The organism is Kitasatospora sp. NPDC059803, from assembly GCF_042732255.1.
GTDB lineage: Bacteria > Actinomycetota > Actinomycetes > Streptomycetales > Streptomycetaceae > Kitasatospora.
The window spans coordinates 1-16,577 of sequence record NZ_JBHWIJ010000130.1 but is presented as its reverse complement, the minus strand read 5'-3'; the positions used below and the strand labels follow the sequence as shown (position 1 = coordinate 16,577).

Sequence of the window (16,577 nt, the reverse complement as noted above, 5' to 3'; positions counted from 1 at the left end):
GTCGGCGACACCCCCCCCGCCCGCCGCCCCTGGCGGGGCCTCTCAGGGAGGCCGCGCGGGGGGGCGCCCCCGCGCGGGGGCGGCCCCCCCCCGCCACTGTCAGTACTTGGGGCCGATGTGGGCGTCCATGAGGGCGACGGAGTCCTTGCGGGCGACGGAGATGTTGGTGGCACCGGTCGGCCGGGCCGCGGCCTTCCACTGGACGCCGACGGCGTCGAGGGTGGCGGTGAACAGGCCGATGATGTCGGTCGAGGTGTTGGTGAAGAAGTAACGCGGGTACTCGTAGCGCTTCTTGACGCCGCCGACCGTTCGCGTCGTCCAGTTGGTGATGCGGCAGCCGTCGGAGTGGATCAGGCCGCGCAGGAACTCCCACGGATGGGCGTCGACGATCTCCTGCTGCCAGGGTTCCAGGGCTATGGTGCGTTCGTGCTTCTTGCCGGGACCGTGTTGGGGGAAGTGGCAGGTCAGGTGATTCGAGTAGAGCTTGACGTCGTGACAGCCGGTCCGTCGGACTCTGCAGGGCTTGTTCCTGGGAAAGACCAGGCGCATGGCGTTTTCGACGGAGTCGGTGATTCCCGGCCAGTGATCGTCACAGGTGATCTGAAGGCTCTGCGTCCTGCGGTACTCGTTGGGGAGCAGGATGTGGCCGTCGCCGAGGTAGAGGCCGAGTAGGTAGGAGTAGGCGCCGCGGTCCAGGTCGTCGCCGTAGCAGTGCATGCACGCGGAACGCTTGCGGCCGGGGAGCTGATGGCGTTTGGCGAGGTCTTGATGCTTCCACCAGGAGACCGTGCCAGGAGAGACCCGGAGTCGTCGGGCGACATCGGCATTGCGTACACCTCGACGGAGGAGGTGTACGGCTTGTTCGCGCACAGAGAGAGACGTCATGTGCGTCAGATTGGAACTCGACAGGCCGGACCGTGGACCCTTTGGATGTGATCCACTAGATGAGGTGAATTTCCCTAAGCCTGGGAATACGAGAAAAATTATGGTGCCGAGTGTGGGATTCGAACCCACACGCCCTTTCGAGCAATCGCTTTTGAGGCGATCGTGTCTGCCCTTCCACCAACCCGGCAAGTTCGCGCCCGTGAAGGATACCCTGTGAGCGCTGTTGGGCGCAGCTAGGTACCCTCGTGCATGCAGTACCCCGCCGGAACTAGGAGCCCCGTGAGCACCGCCGACGAGCAGGCACAGCCGCTTGAGACCGATTCGCCCCAGATCACCCGGATTGTGATCGCCGAGGATGAGGCGCTGATCCGCCTTGACCTCAAGGAGATGCTCGAAGAGGAGGGGTACACCGTCGTCGGTGAGGCCGGGGACGGGGCTACGGCGGTGAAGCTGGTGGAGGAGCTTCGGCCGGACCTCGCGATCTTCGATGTGAAGATGCCGGTGCTGGACGGGCTCTCCGCCGCCGAGCAGATCCACGAGAAGCACCTGGCGCCGGTTCTGATGCTGACGGCGTTCTCGCAGCGGGAGCTGGTGGACCGGGCGCGGGACGCCGGGGCGATGGCGTACATCGTGAAGCCGTTCAGCAAGGCGGATCTGGTGCCGGCGATCGAGATGGCGGTGTCGCGGTACACCGAGATGCGCACGCTGGAGGAGGAGATCGCGGATCTCACCCAGCGGCTGGAGACCCGGAAGCTGGTGGACCGGGCGAAGGGCGTGCTGCAGACGAAGTTCGGGCTGAACGAGCCGGCGGCGTTCCGGTGGATCCAGAAGACGTCGATGGACCGTCGGATGACGATGGCCGCGGTGGCCGAGGCGGTCATCGAGGAGGGCGCGGCCCAGGACCGCAAGAAGGCGGACGAGGACGCGTCCGAGTAGACGGATGCGAGGAGGGCCCGGCAGATCTCATCTGCCGGGCCCTTCGTGCGTGGAGGCGTGGAGGCGTGGATGCGTGGATACGTGGAGGCGTCAGTCCTCGCCGAGGTAGGCCTTGCGGACGGATTCGTCGTGCAGGAGGTCGGCGCCCGTCCCGGAGAGGACGATGCGGCCGGTCTCCATGACGTAGCCGCGGTCGGAGAGGGAGAGGGCGGCCTGGGCGTTCTGTTCGACGAGCAGGATGGTCGTGCCGGAGGCCTTGAGTTCGATGATGGTCGCCATGATCTTCTGCATCATCAGCGGTGACAGGCCCATGGACGGCTCGTCGAGCATGAGCAGTTTGGGCTGGGACATCAGGGCCCGCCCCATGGCGAGCATCTGCTGTTCGCCGCCGGAGAGGGTGCCGGCGGCCTGGCGGCGGCGTTCGCCGAGGATGGGGAAGAGGTCGTAGGCGCGGTCGACGTCGGCGGTGATGCCGGCGGTGTCGGTGCGCAGGAAGGCGCCGAGGAGGAGGTTCTCCTCGATGGTCATGCGGGGGAAGATGTGCCGGCCTTCGGGGGAGTGGGCGAGGCCGAGGGCGACGATCTTGTGGGCGGGGACGGTGCTGAGGTCCTGGCCGTCGAAGGCGATGCGTCCGGCGGTGGGTTTGAGGAGCCCGGAGAGGGTGCGCAGGGTGGTGGTCTTGCCGGCGCCGTTGGTGCCGATGAGGGTGGTGACCTCGCCCTGGTTGACGGTGAAGCTGATGCCCTTGACGGCTTCGATCTTGCCGTAGGCGACGCGGAGGTCCTCGACCTCGAGGAGTGCGGTCACTGGTCGGTCTCCGTAACGGTCTCCGCGACTGCGGGGGTGGTGCCTTCGAGCGGGGCGCCGAGGTAGGCGGTGATGACGCGTTCGTCGTTCTGGACGGTTTCGCGGTCGCCTTCGACGATCTTCTGGCCCTGGACGAGGACGGCGGTGCGGTCGCAGAGGTTGAAGATGAAGCGCATGTCGTGCTCGATGACGAGGATCGAGACGCCCTGGTCGCGGATGGCGAAGACGAGTTCCTCGGCGGCGCGGGTCTCCTGGGGGTTCATGCCGGCGGTGGGTTCGTCGAGCAGGAGGAGGCCGGGGTCGGAGGCGAGGGCGCGGGCGATCTCCAGCTTGCGCTGTTCGCCGTAGGGGAGGTTGCGGGCGAGGTGGTCGGCCTTGTCGGCGAGGCCGGTGAAGGCGAGGAGTTCCATGGCCTTCTCGCGGCTCTCGGCTTCGGCGCGGTGGTAGCCGGGGCCGCGGAGGATGGCGGAGAAGATGCCTTCCTTGGTGCGGGTGTGGCGGCCGACGAGGACGTTCTCCAGGACGGTCATGTTGGCGAAGAGCCGGATGTTCTGGAAGGTGCGGGCGACGCCGGCCTGGGTGACGAGGTGGGGCTTGGGCGGCAGGAGGGTGCCGCGGTAGCGGACGGCGCCCTCGGTGGGGACGTAGAGGCCGGTGAGGCAGTTGAAGAAGGTGGTCTTGCCGGCGCCGTTGGGGCCGATGAGACCGATGATCTCGCCTTCGCCGACGGTGAGGCTGACGTCGTTGACGGCGGTGAGGCCGCCGAAGCGCATGGTGACGCCGGTGACTTCGAGCAGGGGTGTGGCGGTGGTGGTCATCTGGGTGGTCACGCCCCTGCCTTGGTGAGTGCGGCGCCGTCGCCGGCGGGCTGGGCCGGGATGGCGGCCTCGTGGAACTCCAGTTGGCGGCGCCGGTTGGGGATGAGGCCTTCGGGGCGGACGCGCATCAGGATGATCAGGGCGGCGCCGAAGGCGAGCAGCTGGTAGTCGGAGAGGAATTCGAGCTTCTTGGGGATGAGGAAGAGGAGGGTGGCGCCGGCGAGGGGCCCGCTGATGGTGCCCATGCCGCCGAGGATGACGGCGGCGAGCAGGAATGCGGAGTTGGGCGGGAGGGCCTCGGCGAAGGTGTACTGGTCGGGGGTGACGGTGTAGCTGACGTGGGCCTGGACGGTGCCGGCGAGGCCGGCGAGGCAGGCGCCGAGGGCGAAGGCGAGGAGTTTGAGGCGGAAGCCGTTGATGCCCATGGCTTCGGCGGCGGTCTCGTCCTCGCGGATGGCGACCCAGGCGCGGCCGATGCGGGAGTTGCCGACCCGGGCGAAGACGAGCACGACCAGGGCGGTGACGAGGAGCATCAGCAGGTAGTAGTTGGAGAAGCGGCCGAGTTCGATGCCGGCGACGGTGTGCGGCTTGCCGAGGTCGAAGCCGAGGATCTCCAGGTCGGGGATCCGGGGGATGCCGTTGGAGCCGTTGGTGACCTTGGGGCCGGTGGTGCCGTTGAGGTTGAGCATGGTGATGCGGAAGATCTCGCCGAAGCCGAGGGTGACGATGGCGAGGTAGTCGCCGCGCAGGCGCAGCGTGGGGGCGCCGATGAGGACGCCGAAGACCATGGAGACGGCGGCGCCGGTGAGCATCGCGGCCCAGAACGGGAACTGGACGTGGATGGGGGAGGCGGGGGAGCCGGAGACCAGGGCGGCGGCGTAGGCGCCGACGCCGAGGAAGGCGACGTAGCCGAGGTCGAGCAGGCCGGCGAGGCCGACGACGATGTTGAGGCCGAGGGCGACGGTGGCGAAGATCAGGATGTTGGTGGCGACGGAGGTGTACTGGTCGCTGGTCTGGGTGAAGGGGAAGCTGGCGGCGGCGGCGAAGGCGGCGCCGGTGGTGACGGGGCGGTGCTTGACGGTCAGGGCGCGCAGCCGGGCGAGCAGGCCGGACCGGGTGAGGGCGGGGACGACGAGGGCGGCGAGCAGCAGGTAGCCGATGAAGAGTTCGCCGTACTCGGTGTCGATGCCGAAGGTGATCGTGAACAGTCCGAGGCCGAAGGCCAGGACGATGGTCAGGACTTCGGCCCAGGAGGGGAGTTGGCGCGGCGCGGGCAGCGGCCGGTCGACGGTGCCCAGGCGCAGCCAGGTGTGGGCGAGGTGGCCGAGCTGGAGGAGCAGGACGACGCCGGCGGCGATGGCGAGGGCGCCCGCGAGGGCGGTCATCACGGGGGCGACGGGCTGGTCGCCGGGGATGGCGTGGGCGGCGAACCAGCCGGCGGGGGCGACCGGGACGAGCAGGAAGAGGCGCCTGTCGAGGATGCGCAGCGGGACGCGGGTGCGGCGGTCGAGGGGCAGGCCGAGGGCGCCGATGACGGTGAGGAGGCCGCCGGCGGCGAGGATCCAGCCGCCGGCTTCGAGGTTGGCGAGGCCGCCGAGTTCGGTGGCGATGGCGGCGACGGAGAAGACGCTGACGGCGAGGGCGCCGGTGGCGGCGTAGAGGACGGCGTTGTGGCTGCGGCTGGGGGCGGCCCAGCGCAGGCCGGGGGTGCCGTGGGTGGCGAGGAGCAGGAGGAGGGTGAGGAGCCCGGCGGCGAGGGCGAGCCATTGGAGGCCGGCGGGGGAGCCGGTGTAGGTGAGGTCGCCGGGGAAGTCGGAGGTCCAGGTCCAGGGGAGGGCGGCGGAGGCGGCGGTGGTGAGGGCGCCGAGGCCGGTGAGGGCGGTGGCGGCGCGGGCCGGCAGGGGGATGACCGGGGTGGTTTCGGTGGTGGTCATGGTGGTCACGCCCTGTCCGCGACGCGCTCGCCGAGCAGGCCCTGGGGCCGGACGAGGAGCACGAGGATGAGGAGTACGAAGGCCCAGACGTCCTTCCAGGCGCCGCCTCCGAAGAGGTGCATGCCGGGCAGGTGCTGGATGTAGCCGGTGGCGAGGCTTTCGGCGAGGCCGAGGGCGATGCCGCCGAGCATGGCTCCGTAGATGTTGCCGATGCCGCCGAGGACGGCGGCGGTGAAGGCCTTGAGGCCGAGGATGAAGCCCATGCGGAAGTCGACCTGGCCGCTGCGTAGTCCGTAGGCGACGGCGGCGACGGCGGCGAACGCGGCGCCGATGGCGAAGGCCATGACGATGATGCGGTCGGTGTCGATGCCCATGAGCTTGGCGGTGTCGGGGTCCTGGCTGGTGGCCTGCATGGCGCGGCCGGAGCGGGTGCGGGTGACGAACCAGCCGAGGGCGAGCATGCACAGCGGGGCGGCGATGAGCAGGAAGAGGTCGCTGCGCTGGATGGTGACGGAGCCGAGGCTGAAGGGGTCGCCGGGGATCTTGGGGAAGACCCGGGCCTTCTTGGCGTCGGGGTAGAAGGAGAAGACGAGTTGCTGGAGGAAGATGGACAGCCCGATCGCGGTGATGAGGGGGGCGAGTCGGGGGGCGTTGCGCAGGGGCCGGTAGGCGAAGCGCTCGGCGGCGACGGCGGTGAGGGTGGAGACCAGGATGCCGGCGATCAGCATGAGTGGCAGGGCCAGCCACAGGGTGGTGCCGCCGGGGAGGGCGAGGTAGGCGGTCAGGGCGCCGAAGCCGCCGACCATGACGATCTCGCCGTGGGCGAAGTTGATGAGCTGGACGATGCCGTAGACCATCGTGTAGCCGATCGCGACGAGTCCGTAGAGGGCGCCGAGGATCAGGCCGTTGGCCAGCTGCTGCGGTAGGTCGTGCACCGCTGGGCCTCCGTAGTGCGTTCGGGGTGTCCGTGTGGGTGGTGGATGTGGGGGCGCGCGGGGGCACTCGTGGCGCCCCCGCGCGCTGTGCTGCTGGATGGTGGTGCGGGCCGGCTCAGCCGTTGAGGTTCAGACGCTGAAGGTTCAGTCGTCGAGGGCTCGGCCGCTGAGGTTCAGCCGTTGGAGGTTCAGCCGCTGAAGGTGCCGGTCTTCTCCACGGTCCACTTGCCGTCCTTGACGGTGTAGACGGTGAGTTGCTTGTTGGTGGTGTCGCCGAACTCGTCGAAGGAGACCTTGCCGGTGACGCCGTCGAAGGAGACCTTCTGGACGGCGTCGACGACGGCGGCGCGCGGGTTGGCGGGCAGCTTGCCGTTGTTGGCGGCGGCGACGGCCTTGACGGCCTGGATGATGGCCCAGCCGCTGTCGTAGGAGTAGCCGCCGTAGGTCTCGTAGGGGTCCTTGTAGCCGGCGGCCTTGTAGTCGGCGATGAACTTGGCGGCGGTGGGGAGTTGTTCGACGGCGCCGCCGACGGCGGTGGCGTAGTCGCCGGCGCTCTTGGGGTTGAGCTTGATGAAGTCGGCGCTCTGCATGCCGTCGCCGCCCATCAGCGGGATGTTGACGCCGGCGTCCTTGAGCTGGAGGGAGAGCGGGCCGGCGGCGGGGTACTCGCCGCCGTAGTAGACGGCTTCGGCGCCGGAGGTCTTGACCTTGGTGACGATGGCGGAGAAGTCGCGGTCGTCGGGGTTGACGTGCTCCTCGCCGACGATGTTGCCGCCCTGCTTGGTGAATTCGGCCTTGAAGGTGGCGGCGAGGCCGGCGCCGTAGGTCTTCTGGTCGTCGATGAGGAAGACCTTGGACTTCTTGGCGTCCTTGGCGAGGAACTGGGCGGCGAAGGGGCCCTGGACGGCGTCGGTGGTGGCGGTGCGGAAGTAGGTCTTGAAGGGGCGCTTCTTCTCGCCGGTGACCCACTTCTCGCCCTGGCTGAGGGCGACGCCGGTGTTGGCGGGGGAGATCTCGACGAGGTTGGCGTCGTTGAAGATCTGCTGCATCGACTGGGCGACGCTGGAGTTGAGCGGGCCGACGACGCCGAGGACGCTGTTGTCGGCGACGAGCTGGGTGGCGTTCTGCTGGCCGGGGCCGGGCTTGGCGGTGTCGTCCAGGGCCTTGACCTGGAACTTGACGCCGGGGACCTCGTTCTGTTCGTTGGCCTTCTTGACCGCGAGGTCGACGGAGTTGCGGATGCCGATGCCGATGGCGGAGAGGTCGCCGGTGAGCGGGGCGTCGATGCCGATGGTGACGGTGGTGGTGGAGCCGCTGTTGCCGCTGCCTCCGTCGGCGGACTTCTTGTCGTCGCGGGAGCCGCACGCGCTGAGGCTCAGGGCGCCGATCACGGCAATGCTCACGACAATTGCGGAACGGTGACGCACGAGGGTCCCCTTCGGTTCGGGAGGCGCCGCGCCTGAGTTGGCGGGAGCCGGGATGCGCGGAGGGCCGGGCCCAATCCGTTGGCGCGGTGACTGGCCGTGACTCTAGATGCCTCTGGGCGACTCGGGCAGTGGTGTGGCGAGGCTGTGATTCTCTTGTTATGAGCACACAGAGCAGTTGTCTCAGCATGTGGTCGTTTTGGCGCGACCGATCCGCCGATGTAGGGCGTTTAGGGGCTGTTGGGGCAATGTAAGGGCCAGAAATGGGGGTTGCAGCTGGCCTGGCCGATAGTCGGACACTCATGTCCGATTCACTTGTTCCGGTCATGATCGTTCGTATTTCGGACAGCGAGGGCATGGCGAAGGAGCCCCGGGCTGCCTGCGGGCCTCGGAGCGGGCCATCGCTCGGATTTTCTGCCTGTTACGCAGAGTCACCTGCGCGGATTCCGGGCATGCTGCCGCGTCGGCCGCGCCCGGACATGCCGCCGCCCCCTTGTCCAGACCAACGCCTGCCCAGGGTGGCGGAAGGTCAAACAAGGGGGCGGCCAAGGGATTTGATGATCCGTCGGCACCGGGAAGAGTCCCGGCGCGGGGTCAGAGGTCGCGCAGCATGCAGGTCAGCCGGCAACTGGTGACCCGCTTGCCGGTGTCGTCGGTGATCGCGATCTCGTACGTGGCGGCGGTGCGGCCCTTGAACACCGCCGTCGCCACCCCGGTGACCAGCCCGGAGGTGGCCGAGCGGTGGTGGGTGGCGTTGAGGTCCACCCCGACCGCGTACCGGCCGGGGCCCGCGTGCAGCATCGCGCCGATCGAGCCCAGCGTCTCGGCCAGCGCCGCCGACGCGCCGCCGTGCAGCAGCCCGTACGGCTGCTGGTTGCCCTCCACCGGCATGGTGCCGACCACCCGGTCGCCGGAGGCCTCGACGATCCGGATGCCGAGCTTCTCGCCGAGGGCGCCGCCGGAGAAGGTCTGCGGGTCGACGCCGAGCTTGGCGAAGTGGTCCAGCACGTCCTGCGGGACCTTCAGGACGGGGGCCGCGTCGGGGGCCGCGTCGGTCATGGGGAACTCCTGCCGCTCGGGGATCGTCATCGTGCTGCCTGTGATCGTACGACCGTCCTACTCGGCGGTAGCGGCCGTGTCCGGGGCCGGGGCGCGTCAATGGGCGCCCCGGGCGCCGCGGCCCCGCCGCCCGCGCCCCGAGTCCGACCGGTACGGCGCTCGACCGGCACGGCGTCCGATCGGCACGGCGCCCCTTTTGTCGGTGCCGGGCCATAGGATCGGTGGCCGGTAGTGGAATCGGCAGGAACGGGACGTTGACGTGGCTACGCAGAGTACGGACAAGGGCGCGACGGGTGGCGGCGGGGCCGGCCCGCGGCCCCGGCTGATGCTGCTCGACGGGCACTCGATGGCCTACCGGGCCTTCTACGCCCTGCCCGTGGAGAACTTCAACACCTCCACCGGCCAGCCCACCAACGCGGTCTACGGCTTCGCCTCGATGCTCGCCAACACCGTCCGGGACGAGCAGCCCACCCACCTCGCCGTCGCCTTCGACCTCTCCCGGCAGACCTTCCGCTCCGTCGAGTTCCCCGACTACAAGGCCAACCGCGCCAAGACGCCGGACGAGTTCCGCAGCCAGGTCCCCCTGATCGGCGAACTGCTCGACGCGATGAACGTCCCCCGGCTGACGGCCGAGGGCTTCGAGGCCGACGACATCATCGCCACCCTGGCCACCGCCGCCGAGGCGGCCGGCTACGACGTCGACATCGTCACCGGCGACCGCGACTCCCTCCAGCTGGTCACCGACCACATCACCGTCCTCTACCCGACCAAGGGCGTCTCCGAGCTCACCCGCTACACCCCGGAGAAGGTCGCCGAGAAGTACGGCGTCACCCCGCGCCAGTACCCGGACCTCGCCGCCCTGCGCGGCGACCCGTCCGACAACCTGCCCGGCATCCCCGGCGTCGGCGAGAAGACCGCCGCCAAGTGGGTCAACCAGTTCGGCTCCTTCGACGAACTCGTCTCCCGCGCCGACGAGGTGAAGGGCAAGATCGGCGAGAAGCTGCGCGAACACCTCGACTCGGTCAAGCGCAACCGCGTCCTCACCGAGCTCGTCCGCGACGTCGAACTCCCGCTCGGCGTCGGCGACCTGGCCCGCGCGCCGTTCGACAAGGCCGCCGTCGGCACGCTGATGGAGTCGCTGGAGTTCCGCAACGCCAACTTCCGCGACCGCGTCCACGGCATCGACCCGGCCGCCGGCGAGGAGGAGGCCGCGGCCGAACTCGCCCCCGGCGTCGAGGTCGACGGCGAACTGCTCACCGACCCGGGCACGCTGGCCGGCTGGCTGCGCGAGCACGCCGCCGACACCAAGGCCCCCGTCGCCCTCGCCGCCGTCTACCAGTGGGCGCTCGGCACCGGCGAGGTCGCCGAAGTCGCCCTGGCCGCAGGGGAATCCGCCGCCTGGTTCGACCCGGCGCAGCTCGCCGAGGAGGACGAGCGGGCCTTCGCCGCCTGGCTCGCCGACCCGGCCGCCCCCAAGGCCCTGCACATCGCCAAGCAGGTCATGCGGGCCTTCGCCGAGCGCGGCTGGGCCATCGAGGGCGTCGTCGCCGACACCGCCCTCGCCGCCTACCTGGAGAAGCCCGGCCGCCGCACCTTCACCCTGGAGGTGCTCGCCGAGGAGTACCTGGCCCGCTCGCTCACCCCCGCCCCCGCCACCGAGGACGGCCAACTCGCCTTCGACGCCCCGGAGGAGGACCCGGCGGCCGGCGCCCAGGCGCTCATGCTCCAGGCCCGCGCCGTCCTCGACCTCGCCGCGCTCTTCGACACCCGCCTCGCCGAGGTCGGCGCCACCGGGCTGCTGCGCGACATGGAGCTGCCGATCGCCGCCCTGCTGGCCCGGATGGAGCGCACCGGCATCGCCGCCGACCGCCCCTGGCTCACCAGCCTGGAGGCGCAGTTCGCCACCGAGATCCAGCGCGTGGTCGAGGAGGCGCACGCCGCCGCCGGGCGCGAGTTCAACCTCGGCTCGCCCAAGCAGCTCCAGGAGATCCTCTTCGGCGAGCTCGCCCTCCCCAAGACCAAGAAGATCAAGACCGGCTACACCACCGACGCCGACGCGCTCACCTGGCTCGCCACCCAGACCGACAACGAACTGCCGGTCATCCTGCTGCGCCACCGCGACCAGGCCAAGCTGCGCACCACCGTCGAGGGCCTGCTCAAGACGGTCTCGCCCAAGGGCCGCATCCACACCACCTTCAACCAGATGGTCGCCGCCACCGGCCGGCTCTCCTCGCAGGACCCGAACCTGCAGAACATCCCCGTCCGCACCGAGGAGGGCCGCGCCATCCGCCGCGCCTTCGTCGTCGGCGAGGACTACGAGTCGCTGCTCACCGCCGACTACTCGCAGATCGAACTGCGCATCATGGCCCACCTCTCCGAGGACGAGGCCCTGTTGGAGGCCTTCGCCACCGGCGAGGACCTGCACACCACCGTCGCCTCCCAGGTCTTCGAGGTCCCGGGCACCGCGGTGGACGCCGAGATGCGCCGCAAGATCAAGGCGATGTCCTACGGCCTCGCCTACGGGCTGTCCGCGTACGGGCTCTCGCAGCAGCTCGGCATCAAGCCCGGCGAGGCCCAGGGCCTGATGGACACCTACTTCGAGCGCTTCGGCGGCGTCCGCGACTACCTGCGCCGGGTCGTCGACGAGGCCCGCGCCACCGGCTACACCGAGACGCTGCTCGGGCGCCGCCGCTACCTGCCGGACCTCAACAGCGACAACCGCCAGCGCCGCGAGATGGCGGAGCGGATGGCCCTCAACGCCCCGATCCAGGGCTCGGCCGCCGACATCGTCAAGATCGCCATGCTGCGGGTGGACGAGGCGCTGCGCGCCGCCGGCCTCACCTCCCGGATGCTGCTCCAGGTGCACGACGAAATCGTGCTGGAGCTGACCCCGGGCGAGCGCGAGCAGGTCGAGGCGATCGTCCGCGAGCAGATGGCCGGTGCCTACCCGCTGCGCGCCCCGCTGGACGTCTCGGTGGGCGTCGGCGCCAACTGGGAGGCTGCCGCGCACTGATACGGCGGCGCGATACTCGGGGGTGCGGTACTCGGGGGTGCGGTACTCGGGGGTGCGGTACTCGGCGGGCCCGGACACGGCTGGTGTCCGGGCCCGCCGCTACGCTCCCGCGGGCCGTCGCGCAGCGGGCGCGGCACGTAACGGAGCCGTGGGGAGCGGAGGATGGCGGAGAGCCCCTTGGTGATCCAGAATGGTTCGATGGTCACGCTTGAGACTCCGCGTCTGATCCTGCGTCGCTGGCGCGAGGAGGACGTCGCGCCCATGGCCGCCGTCAATGCCGACCCCGAGGTCATGCGGTGGATCCGTGACGGCAGCGTCCGTGACGAACAGCAGACCTGCGGCGGGATCCAGGCCTGGGAGAGCGAGTGGGAGGCGCAGGGCTTCGGCCTGTTCGCCGTGGAGATCCGGTCCACGGGCGAGCTGGCCGGGTTCACCGGCCTCTCGGTCCCCGGCTTCCTGCCGGAGGTACTGCCGGCGGTCGAGGTCGGTTGGCGGCTGGGACGTTCCCACTGGGGGCGGGGCTTGGCCACCGAGGCCGCTGCGGCCGCTGTGCGGTTCGGGTTCGAGGAGCGAGGGCTGGAGCGGATCGTCAGCATCACCCAGGTGGGCAACGACGCCTCCGAACGGATCATGACCAAACTGGGGATGCGGCTGGCCCGTGAGACCGTCAGTCCCGCCGGCGGTCGGCGAGTGCGGGTGTTCGCGTTGTCGTCGGACCAGTACGCCGCAACCACTCGGCACTGAGCGCGGCCACCTGCCCGGCGGTCCCGCCGGTGCCTGGGAGTCGGCTACTCCCCTGCGTCGGCTACTCCCCTGCGTCGGCTACTCCGCTACTCCCCTGTGTCCGCTACTCACCTGCGTCCGCTACGCCCGCGCGGTGCAGGAACGCCTCGACGAGGCGGTCGGTGAAAGCCTCGTCCACGGGTTCCGCCGTCACCAGGACGCGGTGGTAGAGCGGTCCCACGAGTTGGTCGATCTCCGCCGCCATGTCGAGTCCGGCGGCGAGCTGGCCGCGTTCCACCGCGCGTTCCAGCGGGAGCCGGTCGCGTCGGCGCTGTTCGTCGAGGTACCCGGACCGCAGGGCGGCGGCGAACGCGGGATCGTGCTGGGCGTGCCCGATGAGGGCCTTGAAGACGGCGCCCGCGTCGGACCGGGTGAGGAACAGGGCCAGTTGGCGCAGGTGGGCGCGTAGGTCCGGGGCCAGGTCGCCGTGGTCCGGCGGGGTCAGGGCTTCGGCCGCGTCCTGGAGGAAGGCGTCCAGGAGGATGTCGGTTTTGGTCTTCCACCAGCGGTAGACGGTCTGCTTGGCGACGCCCGCCCGGGCGGCGATGCCCTCGATGGTGACGCCGGTGAAGCCCTTCTCGACCAGAAGGTCGTCGGCCGCCTCCAGTACTGCCTGCCGGGCCTGTTCGCTGCGGCCGTGCCGGTTGCCGTGATGGCGTGCCGCCGGTTGCGGCCCGGCCGCCGCGGCGGCCGTACTTCCTCGTTCCATGTCTGCCTCCTGGGGCCAGGGTAGGCCAGAACCGCTAGACGCAACGCAACGGTGCGTCTAGTCTAGGTTCATGACACCCACCAACACCCTCGAAGACCCCCGCGTCGCCACCGCCCTCGACCGGATGTTCCGGCATGCCGAGCAGGACGAGGAGACCAGCAAGCGGATCCGGGCGGCGTGGCCCCAGGGCTCCGCGCCCCTCGGCCCGCAGGAGCAGGCCGACGCCAACGCCGAGGTGTACATGCCGATTTCGGCCCAGGGCGGCCGCCTCCTCTACAACCTGATCCGGGCCACCCGCCCCGCCACCGTCGTCGAGTTCGGCACGTCCTTCGGCATCTCCACGCTCCATCTCGCCGCCGCGGTGCGCGACAACCGGACGGGCCGGGTGATCAGTACGGAACTGAGCGCCGCCAAGGCCGCGGCCGCCCGCCGGACGTTCGCCGAGACGGGACTGGACGACCTGATCACCGTCCTCGAAGGAGACGCCCGCGACACCCTCGCCGCAGTCGCCGGCTCCGCGGACTTCGTCCTCCTCGACGGCTGGAAGGACCTGTGCCTGCCCGTCCTGCGACTCCTCGAACCCCGCCTCGCGCCCGGCACCCTCGTCGTCGCCGACGACGTCGACCTGGAGGCCCTCGCGCCCTACCTCGACTACGTCCGCGACCCCCGCAACGGCTACCAGAGCGTCACGTTCCCCGTGGAGGACGGAATGGAGATCAGCTGCCGCCTCTAGACCCGTGTGGCGTCGTGATCAGGCGTGGGTATCGCCTTCTTCGTGGGGGCGGAACCCGGCAGGACACTGGTCGTGACGCGTGGGCAACTCACGAATGCCCAGCGCAAGTTCATCGGGCCGCCCCTGCCGATCGGCAGGTACGGCCCGCACCCCGAACGGTTGCGGGAGCAGAGCAGCTCCGGCCGGGCCGGTGGCGGGGGGAACGCAGGAAGCCGGCGGGGCCGACTTCTGGTGCAGGGGGGCTGGGCGACGGCGGTGACTGCGTCATCGTGGCCGGACGTCATCGGGGCAACAGCCGTCGTTACGTGCGGATCGTGATCAAGAGTCGGTTCCTGGTGAACTTCCGGGTCCATGCCGTCTACAGCCCGGCGCTGGTGCGTGCGTTGACGGAGGCGGGACCCGGCGAGGAGAAGGATTTCGGCGCCCGTTTCCTGTGGGACCCGGAGCAGGCGGAGAGCTGGGCGCGATCCCGGAACACGCCGAGGGCGGGCTGAGACCGGGCTGAGGGCGGCCTGAGGGCGGCGAAGCCGGCGCGCCGGTGGGGCGGCGCGCCGGGAACACCGCTCCGGATCAGCCCGCGAGGTGCTCCAGGAGCAGCGGCACGATCCGCTCGGCGTCGGCCTCAGGCAGCCAGTGGGTGGCGCCCTCCAGTGCGACGAACCGGTACGGGGCGCTGACGTGCTTGGCCGTCAGGTCGGCGGCGTCGCGGCCCAGGGCGCGGTCCTCGGTGCCCCAGACGAAGAGCGTGCGGACGGTGATCTCGCCGGCCGGCACCCGGAGTTCCTCGTTGATCGCCCGGTACCAGTTGAGCCCGGCCGTCAGCACGCCCGGCTCGGTCAGCCGTCGGACGTTGGACTCGGCCTGGTCCGTCGGCAGCGCGCCCCGGTAGATCGCGCGCAGCCTGGCCGCGTCGTCGGCCAGCATGGTCTGCTCGGCCACGTGCCCCGGCAGGCGGAACTCCCTGATGTACTGGGAGCGTTCGCGCTGGTCGCTGTCGTTGTTGAGGGCCTCGTAGAGCGCCTCGGGGTGCGGGGTGGAGAGCACGGTCAGGCTGTGCAGCCGCTCCGGGTGGGTGGAGGCCAGCGCCCAGGCGACGAGGCCGCCCCAGTCGTGGGCGACCAGGTGGAAGCGTGGCGCGTCCAGGGCGTCGGCGAAGCCCAGCGCGTCCGCGACCAGCAGCTCGACGGAGTAGTCCGCGATGTCCGCGGGGCGGGCGTCGGGGGAGTAGCCGCGCTGGTCCACCGCCACCGCGCGGTAGCCGGCCGCGGCCAGCGCGGTCAGCTCGGCGCTCCAGCAGTCGGCGAACTCGGGGAACCCGTGCAGCAGCAGCACGAGCTCCCCGTCGGCAGGCCCGGCGGCCAGCCCGTCGAAGGTGTGCCGGCCGACGGTCAGACGGACGGCGCTGGGCAGGGGTGAGGACATGGTCAGCTCCTGTTGGTAGTACGTCAACAGAACGATCACATCACAGGGTTGGGCGGGCGAACGCGGCGGGCTGGTGAGGGCGGCCGCCGACGAGGCGAGGGCACGCGGTGCCCAGTGGCTGCACGTCGACTACGAACCGCACCTGGAGTCCTTCTACGGCCGGTGCGGATTCCGGCCGACCGTCGCCGGGCTCATGCGGCTCTGAACGGGCCGCCTCCGTAGGTCCAACAGGTGCCGTCGTCCGTGGCTGCTGGTGCGGGCAGGCCGCCACGGGCGGACTCGGCGATCCCGGATACGACCCGGCGCGGTACGGCAAGGTCCGTAAGCACAGTTCAGTCCCGGTCGGGCAGGCTCCCCGGCGAACAGGAAGTCGTCGGCGGTGGCATCCATCAGAAGTTCGTCGCAGGGATGACTGGGCGGCCTGAAGCGGTGGATGATCGACGAGGATCGTTGCCATGACCTACGTGATCGAAGCTGCTCGTCCGGGCGACTCCGCGCAGCTGGGGCCGTTGCTGCTGAGGGCTTGGCTGCAGACATACCCCAACCCGGAGGTGGGGATCGACGAGGACTGGATCCGTGAGCATCGCGGCTCATCAGCTACCGCGGAAGGCATCAACCAGTGGCGGGAGTTCATCGAGACAGCGAACCAGGAGCCGGATCTGCTGTTCTGCCGTGTTCTCCGTTCTGAAACCGAGATCGTGGGCGTTCTCTGCGGGCGCCGCGGCGAGATGGTCACTCTCGGACCGATGTATCTGCTGGAACACGTCCAGGGCCGGGGGCTCGGTGGCCGCATGATGACCGAGTTCCTCACCTGGGCCGGATCCGCACCCATATGCCTATGGGCCACCGACTACAACGACAGCGCGGTCCGCTTCTACCAGCGCCACGGATTCAAGGCCACGGGTGAGCGAGAGCTCTGGCAAGGAAGGCTGCCCAACCTCCGTATGACCCGCGAGGTCGCACCCGGCATCAACAGCTGAGCTACCCGCGTTGGCAGCAACTGCCTCGAAGGCCAGCTGCGGGAGAACCCACACCACGGGCTCGTGGGTGGGGCGAAAACAGACCTGTCGCGTATACACAACATACGCAGCCGACCATAGTGGGAGTGTATATCTCGGT

General features: G+C 70.0%; 16 protein-coding genes and 1 tRNA gene. 7 read left to right on the top strand and 10 right to left on the bottom strand.

Going from position 1 to position 16,577, the window contains the following annotated elements:
• Positions 1–99 precede the first annotated feature (99 nt).
• Together ACFV6I_RS21230 and ACFV6I_RS21225 are read right to left on the bottom strand one after the other, a co-directional pair.
• Positions 100–885 carry a helix-turn-helix domain-containing protein gene (locus ACFV6I_RS21230; protein WP_380426959.1) on the bottom strand — a complete coding sequence of 262 codons (786 nt, stop codon included), beginning with the start codon at positions 883–885 and terminating at the stop codon, positions 100–102.
• Between the two features lie 101 nt (positions 886–986).
• A tRNA-Leu gene (locus tag ACFV6I_RS21225) sits at positions 987–1,072 on the bottom strand.
• A 92-nt stretch (positions 1,073–1,164) separates the two neighbouring features.
• Here ACFV6I_RS21225 and ACFV6I_RS21220 point away from each other — a divergent pair.
• Complete coding sequence (locus ACFV6I_RS21220) at positions 1,165–1,821, top strand: ANTAR domain-containing response regulator (RefSeq protein WP_063347151.1); 657 nt, start codon at positions 1,165–1,167, stop codon at positions 1,819–1,821.
• A 90-nt stretch (positions 1,822–1,911) separates the two neighbouring features.
• On the opposite strand, the gene ACFV6I_RS21215 is transcribed toward ACFV6I_RS21220, so the two are convergent.
• From ACFV6I_RS21215 to ACFV6I_RS21190, 6 genes are all read right to left on the bottom strand, one after another.
• Positions 1,912–2,628: an ABC transporter ATP-binding protein gene (locus ACFV6I_RS21215; RefSeq protein WP_063347150.1), complete on the bottom strand. Its 717-nt coding sequence runs from the start codon at positions 2,626–2,628 to the stop codon at positions 1,912–1,914.
• Complete coding sequence (locus tag ACFV6I_RS21210) at positions 2,625–3,446, bottom strand: ABC transporter ATP-binding protein (RefSeq protein WP_063351037.1); 822 nt, start codon at positions 3,444–3,446, stop codon at positions 2,625–2,627. The genes ACFV6I_RS21215 and ACFV6I_RS21210 overlap by 4 nt, the downstream gene beginning before the upstream one ends.
• An 8-nt stretch (positions 3,447–3,454) precedes the next feature.
• Positions 3,455–5,380: a branched-chain amino acid ABC transporter permease gene (locus ACFV6I_RS21205; RefSeq protein ID WP_380426957.1), complete on the bottom strand. Its 1,926-nt coding sequence runs from the start codon at positions 5,378–5,380 to the stop codon at positions 3,455–3,457.
• A gap of 5 nt (positions 5,381–5,385) precedes the next feature.
• Positions 5,386–6,315, bottom strand: a complete 930-nt coding sequence (locus tag ACFV6I_RS21200) for a branched-chain amino acid ABC transporter permease (protein ID WP_063347149.1) — start codon at positions 6,313–6,315, stop codon at positions 5,386–5,388.
• Positions 6,316–6,503: 188 nt separating this feature from the next.
• Positions 6,504–7,742, bottom strand: a complete 1,239-nt coding sequence (locus ACFV6I_RS21195; protein WP_063347148.1) for a branched-chain amino acid ABC transporter substrate-binding protein — start codon at positions 7,740–7,742, stop codon at positions 6,504–6,506.
• 591 nt (positions 7,743–8,333) lie between these two features.
• Positions 8,334–8,798 (bottom strand): hotdog fold thioesterase, encoded by a 465-nt coding sequence (locus ACFV6I_RS21190; RefSeq protein WP_363368771.1) that lies wholly within the window; start codon positions 8,796–8,798, stop codon positions 8,334–8,336.
• 325 nt (positions 8,799–9,123) lie between these two features.
• Between ACFV6I_RS21190 and polA the strand changes: the two genes are divergently transcribed.
• Together polA and ACFV6I_RS21180 are read left to right on the top strand one after the other, a co-directional pair.
• A complete protein-coding gene (polA, locus tag ACFV6I_RS21185; RefSeq protein WP_063351036.1) occupies positions 9,124–11,811 on the top strand; it encodes a DNA polymerase I in 2,688 nt (895 codons plus the stop codon).
• A gap of 198 nt (positions 11,812–12,009) precedes the next feature.
• A complete protein-coding gene (locus tag ACFV6I_RS21180) occupies positions 12,010–12,555 on the top strand; it encodes a GNAT family N-acetyltransferase (protein ID WP_380426962.1) in 546 nt (181 codons plus the stop codon).
• A 103-nt stretch (positions 12,556–12,658) separates the two neighbouring features.
• Here ACFV6I_RS21180 and ACFV6I_RS21175 read toward each other — a convergent pair whose 3' ends face one another.
• Positions 12,659–13,303, bottom strand: coding sequence for a TetR/AcrR family transcriptional regulator (locus tag ACFV6I_RS21175; protein WP_380378729.1), 645 nt, complete (start codon positions 13,301–13,303; stop codon positions 12,659–12,661).
• Between the two features lie 70 nt (positions 13,304–13,373).
• On the opposite strand from ACFV6I_RS21175, the gene ACFV6I_RS21170 reads away from it, so the two are divergent.
• Both ACFV6I_RS21170 and ACFV6I_RS21165 read left to right on the top strand, forming a co-directional pair.
• A complete protein-coding gene (locus ACFV6I_RS21170; protein ID WP_380426955.1) occupies positions 13,374–14,036 on the top strand; it encodes an O-methyltransferase in 663 nt (220 codons plus the stop codon).
• Positions 14,037–14,341: 305 nt separating this feature from the next.
• Complete coding sequence (locus ACFV6I_RS21165; RefSeq protein ID WP_380426952.1) at positions 14,342–14,530, top strand: hypothetical protein; 189 nt, start codon at positions 14,342–14,344, stop codon at positions 14,528–14,530.
• Between the two features lie 76 nt (positions 14,531–14,606).
• On the opposite strand, the gene ACFV6I_RS21160 is transcribed toward ACFV6I_RS21165, so the two are convergent.
• Entirely contained in the window at positions 14,607–15,497 is an 891-nt protein-coding gene (locus tag ACFV6I_RS21160) for an alpha/beta fold hydrolase (RefSeq protein WP_380426950.1), read from the bottom strand.
• A 34-nt stretch (positions 15,498–15,531) separates the two neighbouring features.
• On the opposite strand from ACFV6I_RS21160, the gene ACFV6I_RS21155 reads away from it, so the two are divergent.
• Together ACFV6I_RS21155 and ACFV6I_RS21150 are read left to right on the top strand one after the other, a co-directional pair.
• On the top strand, positions 15,532–15,663 hold the full coding sequence (locus ACFV6I_RS21155) for a hypothetical protein (RefSeq protein ID WP_380426948.1): 132 nt from the start codon (positions 15,532–15,534) through the stop codon (positions 15,661–15,663).
• A gap of 250 nt (positions 15,664–15,913) precedes the next feature.
• Entirely contained in the window at positions 15,914–16,438 is a 525-nt protein-coding gene (locus ACFV6I_RS21150) for a GNAT family N-acetyltransferase (RefSeq protein WP_380426946.1), read from the top strand.
• Positions 16,439–16,577: the final 139 nt, after the last annotated feature.

Coding starts and splice junctions, on each gene's coding strand:
- ACFV6I_RS21230 (WP_380426959.1), bottom strand. CDS start 885: ATGACGTCTCTCTCTGTGCGCGAACAAGCCGTACACCTCCTCCGTCGA.
- ACFV6I_RS21210 (WP_063351037.1), bottom strand. CDS start 3,446: ATGACCACCACCGCCACACCCCTGCTCGAAGTCACCGGCGTCACCATG.
- ACFV6I_RS21205 (WP_380426957.1), bottom strand. CDS start 5,380: ATGACCACCACCGAAACCACCCCGGTCATCCCCCTGCCGGCCCGCGCC.
- ACFV6I_RS21190 (WP_363368771.1), bottom strand. CDS start 8,798: ATGACCGACGCGGCCCCCGACGCGGCCCCCGTCCTGAAGGTCCCGCAG.
- polA (WP_063351036.1), top strand. CDS start 9,124: ATGCTGCTCGACGGGCACTCGATGGCCTACCGGGCCTTCTACGCCCTG.
- ACFV6I_RS21180 (WP_380426962.1), top strand. CDS start 12,010: ATGGTCACGCTTGAGACTCCGCGTCTGATCCTGCGTCGCTGGCGCGAG.
- ACFV6I_RS21175 (WP_380378729.1), bottom strand. CDS start 13,303: ATGGAACGAGGAAGTACGGCCGCCGCGGCGGCCGGGCCGCAACCGGCG.
- ACFV6I_RS21170 (WP_380426955.1), top strand. CDS start 13,374: ATGACACCCACCAACACCCTCGAAGACCCCCGCGTCGCCACCGCCCTC.
- ACFV6I_RS21150 (WP_380426946.1), top strand. CDS start 15,914: ATGACCTACGTGATCGAAGCTGCTCGTCCGGGCGACTCCGCGCAGCTG.